Below are 16,698 nucleotides of genomic sequence, written 5' to 3' on the forward strand. Positions count from 1 at the left end.
TTTACTCTCTCCAATACCTTTTAAAATCCCTCCACTCATTTTCGTCAGTTGCCCAGTCACTATAAATCGAGATTCCGTCAACCAGTCGATTTATAGTATCTACTTGAATTACGCTTTGTTTGATGGTCTTTAGGGTATTAGGAATACTTTCTATCTTAAGGTTGCGGTATTCCTGGATCTCTGGTACATTCAAGAAGGTTCCCACCGCTATAAGATATTGTATATCCCTGCTATTTTTCAGTGTCTGAATATCACGGATTAGCGCTTCACAGTTGTCCTCGAAAAGCCTTTGGTCGTGAAGGTGTGTATCGAAATACAAAAAAGAAAGCTGGTCTACATATTTGATCAGGGTGTGAAGTTCATCCATGCTGGTTTTTCTTTTCCAGGGCCGGGTTTCCGGGGAAGTAGCTACAACAACAGAGGAAACAAATGCCTTTGGCAATCGCCCCCGAAGTTTTCTGTGAAATTCATTTACATTATGTCCATAGGTTTCCAAATCCCCTGGCTTTTCCGGATTAACTGTATTTTCCAAATAGGGATTGCCTGATAAAATAAACTCAAAGTCCACATGGATTCCGGGAACTTCCAATACCTCTATTAATCTTTCCGTATCCTCCAGGGCATTCGCAACCCATAGGGAATCCCCCAGGTAAACAGACTTGTTTTGCAAGCCTCCGATCCAGGGCAAAATTATCAATTCCGGATATAGCTTTTGAATTAAATTTACAGAGTTGATAGCCGTCTCTGAGAAAGCATATTCAGGAAGTCGACCATCCATACCAAAAGGGCCTGAGAAAATATAGGCATACTTTATATCATTTTCCTCCATAGTCCGAGCATAGTCATGAATATGCTCTTGGGTAAGTTTCTCCCCTGTAGAAGGCTTGTGACCACGAAAATAGATACTCTCCGTCCAAATTGCATTTTCCTGGCCAAATAAACCGTCAGGATATCTTTCCTCAGGTTTACACCCAATTATTACAATTAAAATGGTAAAAATAAAAAAACGATTCATGGCAATTATAAATTATCAGGCTCAAATTTGGTCCATCTCCCCGGTATTCGTTCCAGTAAATCTTGTATCTCTGTTTTTATTTCCTCTACTGCACGGGAGGGTATTTTTGGTTCTTTTTCTAACAATCGGTGGGCAAGTGGCTCCATCTTATCCCAGGCTCCGGTGGACGCATATAATTTTACCAACAAGTATCGGGGATAAAAACGGTCCGGAAGCATCTCTGCAGCTAATTGATAGGCAGTTTCTGCCTGTTCATTCTTTCCTAAAGCCATATAACTATCTCCCAAAGTAGTTTGTATTACTGTATTACCCAGGTATTTCTTTGCTGACTCCAGTATAAAAATGGCCTCTTTATGTTTTCCAGCCATTGAAAGTGCCTTTCCATAATTGGTGAGAAATTCCCCGTTATGGTCAAACATGGGTAAAGCCTTTTCATAACCATCAACTGCCGGTGCAAATGCCCCCCCGTGATATAAACTATAGGCATAATTCCACTCCTTTACAGCCTTATAAAGGCTATTTGATGTCACAAACGCTATCATCGCAACGAAAAAAGCCAATAAAACAAAAATACCTTTGACTGTTTTCCCATATTGATCTACCTTCCAATCAACTAAAATCTGACTTCTGCCAGCCAAAATAGCCAGATAGAAAATGCCACAAATTTTTATAGACAATATATGGGAGGGGTAAGAAAACATACCAAAAACCAATATGGATACCAGGCCTGCCTGCGCTATCAAGATTTCCGGATTTTCCAATGACCCCCGTATTTTAAAAACAGCAAAAAGCAATATTAGAACCAATCCTAATCCAAAAAGCCCTTGTTCCACCATAAGCTGGACCCCCTCATTAAAAGCATAGACCACGTCATCAGCCAGGGAAGCCGCCGGATCATTCGGATTGCCGCGAAACCAGGCCGCCTGTGATTCCATATAGCCAGCCTGAAAACGATCAAATCCCAACCCGGTCAATGGGTTTTCCCGGATCATTTCCCAGGATGCTTTCCAGATTAATGTTCTCCCATCGGCAGAGTCCTTTTTCAAATAATAAAGACCTGTTCCCACTCCAACTACTATGGCCAGGCCAAGCAAAATCCCAATTGTTCTTTTAATTGGAGTATCTAAAGCCTCTAGAAATCTCCTATTCCAGCGAAATCGGAAAAACATTAAAAAACCTCCAGAGATAACTAAAGCTATCCAGGCAGCCCTTGATGCGCTTACCGAAAGTACCAATATCACACCCAGCGCAGTTACGATAGCAGTAATTTTAATCAAATCCCGGAAAGGAGTAATATCATCACGTTTCCACTGATCAATAAAAAAATAGAGCCCAAGAGCAATTGGAAATACAGCAGTAAGATAACCTGAATAAGGTCCGGGATTAAAAAAACTACCTGTGATAGGGAAATTTATATTCAATGAGGGATAGAAATTGTAAAGCTGAAGCTCTCCATATATAATCTGAATCAATCCTCCAATAACTAAAAAAGCAGAAAATAAAATCAGACTTTTTGAGTCAATCAGTCTTACAGCTAAATAAAGGAAGATTAGTGCACCAAAATCATATAAGCGATAGTTTACGGATAGGTGTTGTTGAAATATGGTGCTGTTTATTAAAACAAATAAAACTAAAATCGCAATAACACCATCACTTAGAGATAGTTTAAACAAAAAATTCGAATCCTTCTTAAAAAGAAAAATAACTAAATAAAGAACTGCTATTATGGATATTGAAAATAGCAGAAAAAGAGTTTTTCCCAAAGATTTACTCCCGACAGGTATGTCAATACCAAAAGTAAAACTTGGAAGTATCATAAAAATAATACAGAATACAATATAAATACTCCATAGGGAATACTTAACGGGCATATTCATTCTGATTAAATTTCCAAATGGTTCAATAATTTTTCAACAAAATCAGGCACCTCTTGTACTGCTACATTTCCATCCTCAATTATCGTGTTACCCTTTATCAGATAAAATGAAGGGCTATTCATCACCATTTGATGTTTCCAAAATGAATAATTCCCATCCCTATGGAGAAAAAAGCCTGAAAGGTCTAAATCAGTTGCGACTTGATCAATTAGTTTAAAGGACTTTGCCGTAAGGACTAACTGAACTCTGGATTTATGTCTTTTTTCTATTCGAGAAAGCTGCTGTAAGGCTGATATGGAGCAAGAAGAACAGGCATTTTCCAAAGGAACAATTATCACTGCACCAACCTCGCCTAAATCCCTATCCGGAAGTAATGATTCCAATTTGGAAAATATTTCGCTATCGCCATCCTTTTTTTGACAGGATGAAACGATAACAAAAAAACATATAGCGTATAAAACAAAATTTCTTTGAGTTTTCATAACTCCTCCGGTTTAAACCCTACAAACACCATCTGGTCCTCTGAGGGATTGTTATCAGGGTGGTTTAGGGAGAGGTACAGCTTGCCATCATGGGTGAAGTTCATCCGGGTATAAATCGTATTGATGGGGAGATCTACCTCTCCTACTTTCTCAAAGTCGCTATTTATCATGATAACAGAAGGCTGTTTATTGTCCCAATTTCGCCGTTGTCCATCAGGTCCAATATAGTCCACACCACGGTAAGCCAGTCGGTAGAGCATCTGGTTAAAGTCGTCAGATACTACTTCCCGATACGAATTGGATGTAATGTAGAATTTTTCATGTAAATCCGAAGTTGATTTTGGTTCATCCATTGGAAATACGTCACCAAAATACTTACTTCCGGCTTTCCTTTCCATCATATCCTCTTTTTCCAAGTCGTATATTAATATATTGTTGTAAAAAGTTATTCCAAGAACGAGGTAACGATCATCCATCAACACGTGGGAGCCATGACAGAAATGAGAACCATGGATATAACTGTCAAAATGAGAAGGTAACTTAAATATATGGTTATTTGATCCGTCTTTTTTTGTTGATGTCTGTAAAAACATCGTTCCTGACCATATACCAGGTCCATTGTAATCCGTGTCTACCCTGGTAAATACGTAGGCATCCTGTTTATCCTTGTCAATTACCAGAGGTTGGTTTGAATAGTAAATCTGTACATAAGGTTTATCAATTCTCTCAGGATTATCTGTTTTTATCGTCCGTTTGAGGTTTCCATCAAAATCTGTTACATAGAGTCGAATCCTATAGGTACTTGCTATAAGTAGGGTAGAGTCTGAAATAACTTCAAAGGCCTTAAGCTGTCCTACAGCATTTGGTCCATCAAGTTGGAATCGAACGTTGAAGTCATCTTCCTTTTCAGAAAGTGCATAAAACTCCAGTTCATTGGTGTTTTCATTGACTACTCCAAGATAAGGAGTGCTGTTGATCTCCACTTTTTTAATATACTTGCTATACACATTTGACCTATATCCTATAGGTATGGTCAAGGTATCTGCAGGAACTAACGTCATTTTTGAACTAAAATCCCTTGGATTGGGATCCAAGTCATGCTTTTTTTGGCAGGAAATCAAAATAGAAAACAAAACCGAATAATATATTATTCTTTCAATCATAATAAAAGCTAATATATCCGTAAACATGGCTCAGCATGTTTACGGATATTTGTTGAAAAATTTTTATTAACAAATTTTCGGATCTGAGACCATACAATTACCCGATCCACTACAGCAATCACTACCATTATCCCAGTTCCAATTATGCCCGGTTTCACTTTGGGCATTGGCGGTGTTGCTCAAATTTGATAAGGTAAGGGAGGGCAATACATTTCCCTTCTCAAAATCCAAACCAACCATTACATTCAGCGTCAGCATCAGCCCGAACGCTCCGGCAGCAGTCCATCGCAGCCATTTGCTTGTTTTTACTACATTTTTCATAATAATACCTGTTTAAAATGTTAGAAATTTAATAATAATTAAAAGTATAGCTATTATTCCGTAAAAAATAGGTCAAAAAAAGACAGTTTCGGACATTTATAGACAAAACCGGACATTATCTTTAAATGGCCTTTATTCATCTTATTTATTTATGGGTGTAGTTTGCAACTACATCCCAGGTATCTCATTGGTTTTGTAAACGAGGCATTTATAATGCCGGATACCAAAGATCAACCTTATATAAAATCATCATTTTCACAACTCCTCCGGTTTAAATCCTACAAACACCATCTGGTCTTCTGAGGGATTGTTATCAGGGTGGTTTAGGGAAAGGTACAGCTTGCCATCATGGGTGAAGTACATGCGGGTATAGATCGTATTAAGGGGCAGGTCTACCTCTCCTACTTTCTCAAAGTCACGATTGATCATGATCACGGAAGGTGGTTTATTGTCCCAATTTCTCCGTTGTCCATCCGGTCCGATATAGTCCACTCCTTGATATGCCAAGCGATAGAGCATTTGATTTTCCTCATCAAAGGCCAGCTCACGATAAGAATTGGAAGGAACATAAAAACTTTCGCTGAAGCCACTTTCGGCATCATCCCATGGCAGTGCATCCCCAAAGTGCTTGCTTCCTGCCTCCTTTTCCATCAGTTCCTCCTTTTCCAGGTCGTAAACCAATATGTTATTGTAAAATGGAATTCCAAACACTATAAAACGATCTTCCATAAGCAGATGGGAACTGTGACTAAAATAGGCACCATGCACATACCCAAAGAAATGGTCTGGAAGCTCGAACACATGGCTGGCCGCTTCATCCTCCAAATCCGGTATCTTTAAAAACATGGTACCAGACCATATGCCTGGACCATTGTAATCAGTGTCTACTCCAGTATATATATATAGGTCTTTCTTGCTTTGATTATTTACTAATGGCTGATTGGTATAATAATTCTGAACAAAGGGATACCCTTTCCTTTCTACAATATCTGTTTTTAATATTTTAACAATGTCCCCCTCAAAATTTGTAACATATAAACGAATCCGGTAGGTACTTCCTATCAGGAGGGTATCATCAGAAATCAATTCAAATGCCATCAATTTACCTACTCCATTCGGACCATCTGTTTTGAATTGGACTTTAAAATCTTCGACCTCATTAGAAAGTGAATAAAACTCCAATTCATTCGTATTTCCATTGACTACACCCAAGTAGGGAACTCCGCTAATCACTACCTTTTTAATGTATCTACTGTAAACATTGGATTGGTTGCCTATGGAAAAAATTAATGTATCTGTTGGAATTAATGTCATCGACGGGTTAAAGTCTCTAGGCAAAGGATCTAAATTGTTTGCTTCTTTACAGGAAATTATAAAAATTAACAAAATAGAAAATAATAAAAGTATTCTAATCATAGTGAAACTGATTAAACCCTTAACCATGGATAATCATAGTTAAGGGAGTTGGATGACAAATTTCATTAATTTTTTAGCAAATTTTCGGATCAGAAACCATACAATTACCTGATCCGTAGCAGCAGTTAATACCATTGTCCTCATTCCAATTGTGACCGGTTTCACTTTGGGCATTGGCGGTGTTGCTCAAGCTTGATAAGGTTATGGAGGGCAATACATTTCCCTTCTCAAAATCCAAACCAACCATTACATTCAGCGTCAGCATCAGCCCGAACGCTCCGGCAGCAGTCCATCGCAGCCATTTGCTTGTTTTTACTACATTTTTCATAATAATACCTGTTTAAAATGTTATAAAATTTATGATATTTAAAAGTATAGCTATTATTCCGTAAAAAATAGGTCAAAAAAAGACAGTTTCGGACATCTATAGACAAAACCGGACATTATCTTTAAATGGCCTTTTTTCATCTTATTTATTTATGGGTGAAACTACATCCCAGGTATCTCATTGGTTTCGTATACGAGGCATTTATAATGCCGGATACCAATGATCAACCGTATATAAAATCATTATTTTCATAACTCCTCCGGTTTAAACCCTACAAACACCATCTGGTCTTCCGATGGATTGTTATCGGGATGGTTTAGGGAAAGGTACAGCTTACCGTCATGGGTAAAGTACATGCGGGTATAGATGGTATTGACTGGGAGATCTACCTCTCCTATCTTCTCAAAGTCGCTATTGATAATAATTACAGATGGGGGTTTATTGTCCCAGTTGCGCCTTTGTCCATCCGGTCCGATATAATCCACTCCTTGGTAAGCCAGCCGATAGAGGAGTTGGTTTTCTTTATCATAGGCAATCTCTCTGTAGGAGTTGGAAGGAACGTAGAAGCTTTCGCTCATACCACTCACTGCATTATCCCAAGGAAGAGCGTCTCCAAAGTGTTTGCTTCCTGCTGGTTTTTCAATCAGTTCTTCCGTCTCTAGGTCATATATCAGGATATCATTGTAAAAGGGTATCGCCAAAACCAGATAACGGTCGTCCATCAACAGATGGGAACTGTGGGTAAAATAGGCGCCGTGCACATATTTGCCTAAATGGGAAGGCAGTTCGAATATGTGTCTGGCTGATTCATCATCCAGTTCGGGAATCTTCAGAAACACAGTTCCCGTCCATTTCCCTGGAAAGTTAACATCGGTATCCGCCCGTGCAAGTACGAACAAATCATTTTTTTTCCTATTAAACATCAAAGGCTGGTAGGTATAGTATAGCTGAACAAACGGAAGGCCTTTACGCTCTATAATATCTGTTTTTAAGGTTTTTTGTAGGTTACCCTCCAAATCAGTGACATATAAACGGATCCGTAGGGAGCTTCCGATAAGCAGCGTACTGTCTGAGATAAGTTCAAAACCCCTGATCGAGCCCACCCCGTTCGGTCCTTCCGCCTGAAATGGAATCTTGAAGTCTTCTTTTCTTTTGGTTAAGGAATAAAACTCCAGTTCATTGGTGTTTTCATTGACTACTCCCAGGAAAGGGACGCCATTAATCTCACATTTCTTGATGTACTTGCTGTAAACATTCGAGCGGTACCCAATGGGGATTCTCAGGGTATCTGAGGGAAGCAGGGTCATGCGTGCTGTATAATCCCGGGGCAAGGGATTAAGGGACTGGTCCTTGGTGCAGGAGTTTCCCAATGCCATCAGAATTAACCCAAACAGCATTAAGGTTCTATTTTTATTTTCCAAATAGCCGGAGAAGCGTTCCATTGACCTGGTCGATTTTTTAACGTGGCTTACAAGGTGTTAAACCTAGTTATTTTTTAGTTGAAATGAAACTAATTTGTTAGAAATGTTGGGTGGAATGGAAAAAATCCATTGAATTAGGTATTTATCAAATAATAAAAAACAGTAAATATTGTCAATAAAGACCTTAGCCTACCGGTGACGTAATTGCATCAGTTGTTTTTTTATTAAAAAGAAACCCTGAAAAATCTGTAAAATAAAGAAGGTATAAAATTTAATACAAAAAGAGCGCTGGCCCGACAAAAAACCCATTAACTCACAATTATCCATTAACAATGAGATGTTTATTTTCCCATAAATTACAAAAAAATCGTCCTTCCGATTACTTTGTCTTATAAAAGGTTAGTTTTCGCAGTGACGATAAAGCCGTTTTTCAAAGACGTTCCTAAATAAAACTATCGTTGTTACTGTAATGCATATTTAATGCCTTGCAAACCTTAATGAAAGGACTGAAAAGGAATGATGCCTGCGTAAAAATCCCCCATTCCCCCTTGGTAAGGGGGATTAGGACTGGTATGGTTTACTACTAACGGTATTTCCCGGGAGTTTCCTCAGCCCGTCTAAATGGCACCAATTCAGCTTTAAACAGGTAATTCAGCAATTTCCACTTTCTACCTTGGGTTTCGTCTTTGCCGCTCTGCTGTATTCGTTTAGAATTTACCATTTCAGGTTAATATAAAACAAATAAAGTGTTCAGTTGCGGGTCATTGGCTCAATACTTCTTTCATTTTTAATTGATATTCAGGGTTAAACGTCATCCCATTGTGCTGCTGACCGCTAAGCAGGATCAGAGAGTCCTGCTTTTTAAAATGTTCTTTTAATTTTAGGGAGGACCCTGGATAAATGACTTCGTCCTGATCACCATGAAAAATCACCACCGGCATGTTGCAGTTTTGGATGTGCCGGAAATTTTCAAAAGGATATTTGTGCAAAAATGAGGGAAAAATAGGGAAATAATGATTCACCAGGTCGGATAAGCTGTAATAAGGTGCCTGCAAAATCAAAAGCCTGGGTTGATTGACGGAAGCCAATTTTGAAGCCGGACCAGTGCCCATAGAATAGCCCAAAACGATGATCTGCTGCTCAAGATACCCGTTTTTGAGCACATCATAAGCCCTTTGAACATCCTGATACATTTGTTTCTGCCCCTGAATCGTACCTTCACTTTTGCCATAACCTCTATAATCCAGTATAAACAGGTCATAACCAAATTCGGTAAAAACCTCAGCTACCCCGCCCCAGGTCCTCAATGACCCTGCATTTCCATGCAGGTAAAAAATAAGGCCTTTTGGATGATCCGTTTTGAATAGCAATGCATTCAATGAAATGCCATCTTTCATCCGAATGTTCATTTCTTCAAATTTTTGGTCAAATTGAAAGAGGAAATTGTTTTTCAGTTTTTCTGGGAAGAAAAGAAACTTTTCCTGAAAAGCATATAACAACCCGTAAGCCATCAAAATGATTACTGAAAATAACATCATCGGGATCATAAACCTACTTTTCATAAAACAGCATCAATAAAGTTCCCAAATTAGCAATAACCTTTGAAGGCCGGAAAGGCCTGATTTAAAATGCTGTCCTGGAGAACTTCGATTATCGATAAGAAAATTTCCAATCATATAAAGCTAGTAGCCTTTTCCTGTCATCTGTCCCTTTTTGGAATGGAATAGTGTCATTACGAGACCTAAAATTTTAAAAAACGAAGAAATCGGGATGACGTTAGTTTTTTTCATTTTATGGGATTATAAATTTATTAATTTTTATTGTATAATGGTGAGTTAAAGGGTATTTATAGTATTTTATATTATTTTTATTGTACTTTTGGCTTGATCCAAAAGTACCAAAAAATCAAGACAAAAAAATCCTTCTGCCCGCAAGCCTGCCGCACTCCCCGGTTTTTTGTCGGGCCTGCGCTCTTTGCGTTATTAAATATTGTTCTTCGTTTTTATTTAATTATTTCTTGAGTTCTAAGTTTAGAACGGTTTTGGATACGTCATCGGTACACCTACCGTCAATGGTAGCACAGCTGGCCCCTGAGCCTGTCGAAGGGAGCGATCTGATTCGGAGCGGCAACATTAATCCATCGGGAAATGGGAGTAGGATCGAAAGCTCGTCTACATACCTCTTTAGACTGCCGCGGGTGGATGGCTATTTTCGATTCCTTTTTATTCCCGTCTTCACCCTCGCAGTGACGACCAAACCCGTCATCGGTATACGATCAGAAAATGCCAGCATCACACCAGTTGGCTTCTTACCGTTTTTTCCCGCCTTCTTAGAACCCGGGGCAAAAAAATAATACGAAGGTTAATGGGCTAAAAAACAGCTAACCTGACGGTTTAATTTTGAACATTTTTCCCAGGTGTACAATCGCTCACAAACAAACCTCATTCCCCTACATTGATCTGAATGAAAGTAGCGATACCAAAGCGAATCCCGCCTCGTTTGTACTTGCTGTTTTCAAAACCAGCACCAATCTCTACCCGAAAAATCCGATACAGGTTGTCCAATGAATAACCCAACTCCCAATAATGGGGCGCGTTTTGGGTTTTTAGATAATTGAAGAAAAGATTTTCCCGGATGCCTGAAAACCGGAGCACCGGCAATTGGGTAAAAAGAAATTTCCTGAATTGATAATGCATGATGCTACTGAAATAAGGACCTGCGGTGCTGTATTGGTAGTAATCCAAAAATCGGAAATTGCTGGCCGCTCCCATATTGCTAAAGATGGTCCGGTTACCCCCAAAATGTTTGAAGTCCGTAAAATAGACCTGAGAATGATTCAGGAAAGTACCCGTTTGCACGTTTACATCCAATTTGCCACTTACTCCGAAATTAAGTGCATGCTCCACCCCTACTTCCAGGTGATCGAATTTGCCAGCTCCTGAAAAATTTTTGTTATAGTTAAATTTTACCAGGGGTGCCGTTTCCATAAGCGGGAATTTTCTTCCGTTTCTTATCCGGTATTTCAATCCAGGACGCCACTCAATGGAGCCGCTTACCAATACGGCCTCATTATTTGCAAAGGCCTCGTTCCCTGCTTCCTGGTTGATTGGTAGATTGGAACTATACATTCGTTCCGGCTTATTGTAAAAACTGTAATTGGAATTGTTCTCCAGATTCACCCGATCCTCGAATCGGAAATTCACCCTATAGGTGAAGGCATCCGTAATTCTATGAGCCAGGTATAATCTGGTAAAGGTTTTCTCATACAATTTCATGTAATTTTGCCTGAAAAATAAGGAATAAAGGGCATTGACCTGCTCATTGATGGGGTCCTCTCCACTGTATTGGAAAATGTACTTCCCTCCTTCTATTCCCCAGGTATGGCCCGGCCTTCCTTTGGTCACGGAGCGCCTGATGTGCAGCATTCCGTAGGGCTTTCTACTTGCAAAACCATACCTGAATTCCGGTCTGAAATTCCAGGACCGCAAGTGGTTGGTTACACTGTCTGCCATTTTTGTGTTCTTCTCAGCCCGGTAGTATCCTGAAAATCCGATTTTAAACCCTTCTACTGTATTGAATGACATTTTGGTCCAATTGGAATGAAAACCTGCAGACCTGCCTTTCCCAAAACTATAATCTCCTCCCGTTAGAAAATCAAGTGGTTGGAATTTTCTTTTGGCTTTTTGGGCCACGGAGTCAACATCACTTTCACGGGCCGCCTCCACCACAGCCAAACTATCGTCCCTGCGATAGCCTTGTATTTCTTTGGCTGTCAGCTGAACCGGCCGGATGCTATCCCAATATACAAGATCTCTTTTGGTGGCCATGGAATCTACGGTATAGTTTCTTTCGGATAGGACTTCCGCCTGCTCTCTTTCCTTCAAGGATTCCTTTTCATAGGCATTGACCATTTTTCTGAAATCCTTTCTGCTCATCTGATCAGCGGCTGCCAACTGCGCTATGGGGTCTGCGCTTTTGGTAACTTCCGGAAGGTGATCGGGAATCTCTTCTACCTTTTCATCCAGAATTTTGGTAGCTACCAGAAGATCGGGATTCAGTGTGATTTGGTAATCCCTGGTTGATGCCAGGTACTGGTACTCCCCTGCAAAACCAAAAAACTTTCCCCCGAAAGTGTAGGTATGGGTCAGGGGCATCCAAATGTTTTCCTTCACCGGAGCATATTGTTGGGTTACTCCAATATCGAAACCCATGAGGGAAGTTTTCAAATTCAGGCTATGAATGGCCCATAAATCTTCAATGATATAAATATATCCATCAAATACCTTTTCTCCTTTTGAACGGGGCGTAACCCTTATTTTATTTACCAAAATTCCGTTATCGAAAAAATTACCTTCTAACCGGAACCGATAATAAACAAAGGCGGACCTGGAGAGGGGAGAAACCACACCATTGATCTGGTCATCGTAGAAACTGGCCCCGATATAGGGAGCAGGTGAAGTCTGGTTGTTTTCACCGCTGGACCGTATACTGATGACCGTCTCAGTAATTTCATCCGGCTGCTTAAAGTGAATTTCAGAAACCGATTCTGAAGTATAGGCTTCATTGAGTCCAACTCCCTCCTCTTTCAGTTTCTTCTTCAGGAAAAAGGGGGCATTGGTCAGTTCTCCCGTTCCTTTAATATATACCATCATGCTGTATTCCTGAACCTGCAGGCGGTGAAATTTTGCTTTTGCTATGGCTTTACGCATGACGGTAAGTGCCGGATCTTCCTGATCCCCCTTTACCTCTACTTCCTGCAAGGCAAACGTTTGCATTTCCAGACTTACATCCAGATCTACCCAACTGTCCTTTACTTCCACTGTCTGTAATTTGGACTGGTAGCCAAGGTATTGGACAATGATATCATAGTTTCCAGGTGGTAATTTCCATTCAAACCGCCCATCCTGGTTGGTGGGGATGCCATCATTCAGGTTCCGTGCAAAAACAGTAGCGTAAGCCAGGGGTTCGCCTTCTTCAGAAGTGACCAAACCTCTGATCCCCTGGGATGATCCACTGAAAATAAAAGCTTGAAAAAGCATAAAGCAAGACAACACTTTTAATTTCCTGGAAAAATCAGTCATATCGTGTACCTAGAGGTAATTTTACCTAAAAATACGGTATATAGATAAATAAAAAATAGTTTTGACATTTTTTAACTCCGCTCCCCGGAATTTGTAATTCCGTGGTTAAGATATGGGGGATTTGTAATCCCCAAAACTATCCGACACCCGTTTACCATGGAACAGCCCCTTTCTGGGTGTAATTTTAAACTACATACCAGGTATCCGGTGCGTTACGCAAACGAGGCATTTGCAATGCCGGAAACCAAAGACCAACCGTAATTTAAAACGCATACGATAAGCCATTATAAATGGCTTTTTGGCAGGTTTTATCCGTTTATGATTCCGAAAATAGCAGGGTAATTCGCATACTTCATCAAATCCTGATCTTATTATCTGTGTTAATCTGAGCAAACTCCGGTAGCCACCCATTTATCAACGTTTATCTAAAGAATGTGCAGTAGATCCAAAGTTGGTCACGAAACCAGGATTGCAAATCCTGTTTATCTGAAGTTCGACATTACAAATGTCGAACAGCTCCGCTCCTCGGAATTTGTAATTCCGTGGTTCAGATAAAAAAGGGGATTTGTAATCCCCAAAACCCTCTCTGGGTGTGGGTTGCAATTGCACCCCCTGGGTGAAGTAGCATACTTCACCCAGAATTATTATCTGTGCAAATCTGTGTAATCTGTGGTGCACCCTGGCAAGGAGGATTGGGAATCGCAAGGCTATTCCTGCGCTATATCCGATAGCATTTGTTTGACTTTATCGGGTACCGTATCCCTTTCCAGAAAGCCGATTAGAATATAGGTAATAGCAGAAGAAAGTACCGGCAGGCTTACTTCCAGGGCCAGGCTGTTTAATTCCACATTTTTGGTGATCACAAAGGCCAGCAGCCCCACCAGTATGGATCCAATGGCTGCCTTTGGGCCGCAGGATTTGAACCAGGGAATCAGGCCAAACAACATGGGAATAGCAATGGGTCCTACCAAAGCTCCAAACCAACTGATGATCAATCCAAGTACCCCACCAAACCGTTCAAACTGCAGTGCAATCACAATGGTCCCCAGGGTAAACAGAAAAGTGGTAATCCTGGCAGTGGTGAGGGAGGTGGCTTCCTTTCGGAATTTTTTATTGACCGCCGGCAAAATGTCCCGGGAGATCACAGCCGAAATGGTATTGATATCGGATGAAGTCATGGACATGGTGTTGGCAAATAAGGAAGCGATCACCAAACCAATCAGTCCAATGGGCAGCAGCTCCATGGTTAGGATACCGTAGGATTGGGTGGGGTCTTCCATGTCGGGCAGGAGAACCGGCGCAGCCCACATGGGAAAAAACAAAATCAATGGCCAAACCAGGTACAAGGCGCCGGAGAGCCAGGCGGCTTTTGATGCCTGTTGTTCCGTAGGAGAGGAAATGTAGCGGGTGGCCAGGTTCCACTGCCCGCCATTATAGGAAAGGAAATTGATAAACAAAAAGGCCAGGGCAAAACCAACCGTATAGGGATCGTTAAAGGCCTGGCTATTGCCCTCGGGCAATTGCTCCCAAACCGTGAATATCGCATCCACTCCACCCAATTTCTGAAGGACCACCACAAACATGACCAGTCCGGCGATTATTTGTACGACAAATTGGGCAAAATCGGTGATGATCACCGCCCATAGTCCTCCAAAGGTGATGTAGAGCAGGGAAATTCCTCCCGAAATCAAAATCCCCCATGTCAGGGAAATACCGGTAAAGACATTTAGCAGAATGGCTATGGCAGCCCATTTGGCGCCGATGTCAAACAATTTCAAAATAACTCCACTCCAGGCCATCAACTGCTGGGTCGCCAGGTTGTAACGTGTCTCCAAAAATTCCAAAGGAGATTGGATTTTAAACCGCTTTCTAAGCCTGACCCAGAATACAGGAAATACCTTGGCCGAAATCATCACGGTCAATCCAATGGTCAAAGCCCACCAGATGTACACTGAAAAGCCATGCGTATAGGCGAGGCCGGCATAGGCCACGAAAACTGCCCCACTGTACCCTGAAACATGGTGACTGATACCCGATAGCCACCAGGGCAGCTTACCTCCGGCCACAAAGTAATCTTCTGAATCTGTATTCCTGAAATAAGACCAGACGCCAATCAGCAGCATCAATAAAAAAAACAGACCAATCACAATCAGGTCAAGGGTACTCAACTCCATAACAGACAATTAAGGTGGTGAAAGAAAAAAGGCCAAACCAGGTTTGTTTGGCCTTTTAAATAAGTAAGAAAACTTAGACGCTTGGTTCCCAACCGGGTTCGTATTCCCTTTTCCAGAGTTCCATAGCGGTAGGATCGTATTGTATCTTTCCGGTTTTGGGATCAATATCCAGGGTCCTGCCCACCCGCTGGGCAATATTCCCCAATTGCACCAGTAGTGTACTTTTGTGGGCACCTACAATCTCTGAACGAACTTCTGTACCATTCGAAATGCCATCAAAAAAGTTCTGGATGTGCAAGGCATCCAGGGCCTGCGCCGGATTGGTACGGTTGGTCGGGTCGATTACCTGATCGTTTTTCACATCCTTTACCAATTCATTTTTTAGGTTGAAAATTTTGTAGGAATTGCCTCCTTCAATCAACAGGCTTCCCTCTTCTCCATAGAATAAAGTGCCCACGCTGCCGCTCTCAATATGCTTGCCGTTACAGCTTCTGCCCTCCCAGGTGATTACAGAATTGTTGTCAAATTCCAGGTTGATGATTTGGGTATCGGGCGTTTCCCAGTCGTCATCGTACCGGTACCTGCCACCGGAGGAATTGACCCGGTTAGGATAATCCACCTGAAGTCCCCATCGGGCCAGGTCCACCATGTGGGTACCATTGTTCAGGGCTTCCCCGGTGCCCCAGTTCCAGAACCAATGCCAGTTGTAATGCAAAATATTGTCTCTATAGGCTTCCCTGGGTGCGGGTCCCTGCCAGAGTTCGTAGTCCAGCCATTCGGGCACCGGCACCTGTTTTCCTACCCCTATGGGGCCCCGGTTATTGGCATACCAGGTTTTGGCCATATAGGGCCTGCCGATCACGCCGTTGTGCAATTCCTCAATCCCTTTCATCACATTGGGCCAGGAGCGGCGCTGATTGCCGACTTGAATGACCTTATTGTATTTCTTTTGGGCGTCCATCAGGAGTTCGCCTTCATGGGGATTGTGGCTACAGGGTTTTTCCAGGTACACGTGCTTTCCGGCCTTCAGGGCCATCAGGGCAGCCGGAGCATGCCAGTGGTCGGGAGCGGTGACGATCAGTACGTCCACCTCTTTGTCTTCCAGTACTTTGCGCACATCTTTTTCGATTTTAGGTGCTCTCCCCTGAATCTCATTCACCGAACCCGCAAACTTTTCGGCGGCGCGACTATCCACATCGCAGCTATAGATTACCTCACATTGTTCCTGACTGGCAAAGTTGGTACCCACGGCATGGCCTCTGCTCACTACGCCCATGCTGGCTGCCAGGATGCGCTCATTGGCTCCCATAATTTTTCCGTAACTTTTGGCGGACATGCCGGGTAGCATGCCTCCTACCGATGCCAGGGTTGCTCCTGCTACTGCTTTTTTTACAAACGTTCTTCTGCTATTTTTCATCAT

At 41.6% G+C, this 16,698-nt stretch carries 12 protein-coding genes; all 12 read right to left on the minus strand.

Features of this window, described 5'->3' with window-relative positions; translation table 11 throughout:
• Position 1 precedes the first annotated feature (1 nt).
• The gene (locus GL182_RS05450; RefSeq protein ID WP_163378644.1) at positions 2-829 is read right to left on the minus strand and encodes a hypothetical protein; all 828 of its coding nucleotides are present in this window, start codon (positions 827-829) and stop codon (positions 2-4) included.
• 191 nt (positions 830-1,020) lie between these two features.
• A complete protein-coding gene (locus tag GL182_RS05455) occupies positions 1,021-2,487 on the minus strand; it encodes an O-antigen ligase family protein (RefSeq protein ID WP_163378646.1) in 1,467 nt (488 codons plus the stop codon).
• Between the two features lie 410 nt (positions 2,488-2,897).
• Positions 2,898-3,374: a hypothetical protein gene (locus tag GL182_RS05460; RefSeq protein WP_163378648.1), complete on the minus strand. Its 477-nt coding sequence runs from the start codon at positions 3,372-3,374 to the stop codon at positions 2,898-2,900.
• The gene (locus tag GL182_RS05465) at positions 3,371-4,435 is read right to left on the minus strand and encodes a DUF4221 family protein (RefSeq protein ID WP_240469663.1); all 1,065 of its coding nucleotides are present in this window, start codon (positions 4,433-4,435) and stop codon (positions 3,371-3,373) included. The genes GL182_RS05460 and GL182_RS05465 overlap by 4 nt, the downstream gene beginning before the upstream one ends.
• A gap of 168 nt (positions 4,436-4,603) precedes the next feature.
• Complete coding sequence (locus tag GL182_RS05470; protein ID WP_163378652.1) at positions 4,604-4,858, minus strand: hypothetical protein; 255 nt, start codon at positions 4,856-4,858, stop codon at positions 4,604-4,606.
• 255 nt (positions 4,859-5,113) lie between these two features.
• A complete protein-coding gene (locus GL182_RS05475; protein WP_240469665.1) occupies positions 5,114-6,172 on the minus strand; it encodes a DUF4221 family protein in 1,059 nt (352 codons plus the stop codon).
• A 175-nt stretch (positions 6,173-6,347) separates the two neighbouring features.
• Entirely contained in the window at positions 6,348-6,602 is a 255-nt protein-coding gene (locus tag GL182_RS05480; protein WP_163378655.1) for a hypothetical protein, read from the minus strand.
• A 248-nt stretch (positions 6,603-6,850) separates the two neighbouring features.
• Positions 6,851-8,044 (minus strand): DUF4221 family protein, encoded by a 1,194-nt coding sequence (locus GL182_RS05485; protein WP_240469667.1) that lies wholly within the window; start codon positions 8,042-8,044, stop codon positions 6,851-6,853.
• A gap of 740 nt (positions 8,045-8,784) precedes the next feature.
• Positions 8,785-9,585: an alpha/beta hydrolase gene (locus GL182_RS05490; RefSeq protein WP_163378658.1), complete on the minus strand. Its 801-nt coding sequence runs from the start codon at positions 9,583-9,585 to the stop codon at positions 8,785-8,787.
• A gap of 879 nt (positions 9,586-10,464) precedes the next feature.
• Positions 10,465-13,062 (minus strand): DUF5686 and carboxypeptidase regulatory-like domain-containing protein, encoded by a 2,598-nt coding sequence (locus tag GL182_RS05495; RefSeq protein ID WP_240469669.1) that lies wholly within the window; start codon positions 13,060-13,062, stop codon positions 10,465-10,467.
• Between the two features lie 749 nt (positions 13,063-13,811).
• A complete protein-coding gene (locus GL182_RS05500) occupies positions 13,812-15,278 on the minus strand; it encodes a sodium:solute symporter family protein (RefSeq protein WP_163378662.1) in 1,467 nt (488 codons plus the stop codon).
• A 73-nt stretch (positions 15,279-15,351) separates the two neighbouring features.
• Entirely contained in the window at positions 15,352-16,695 is a 1,344-nt protein-coding gene (locus GL182_RS05505; protein ID WP_163379118.1) for a Gfo/Idh/MocA family protein, read from the minus strand.
• Positions 16,696-16,698 lie beyond the last annotated feature (3 nt).

The organism is Cyclobacterium sp. SYSU L10401, from assembly GCF_010993705.1.
Lineage (GTDB): Bacteria > Bacteroidota > Bacteroidia > Cytophagales > Cyclobacteriaceae > Cyclobacterium.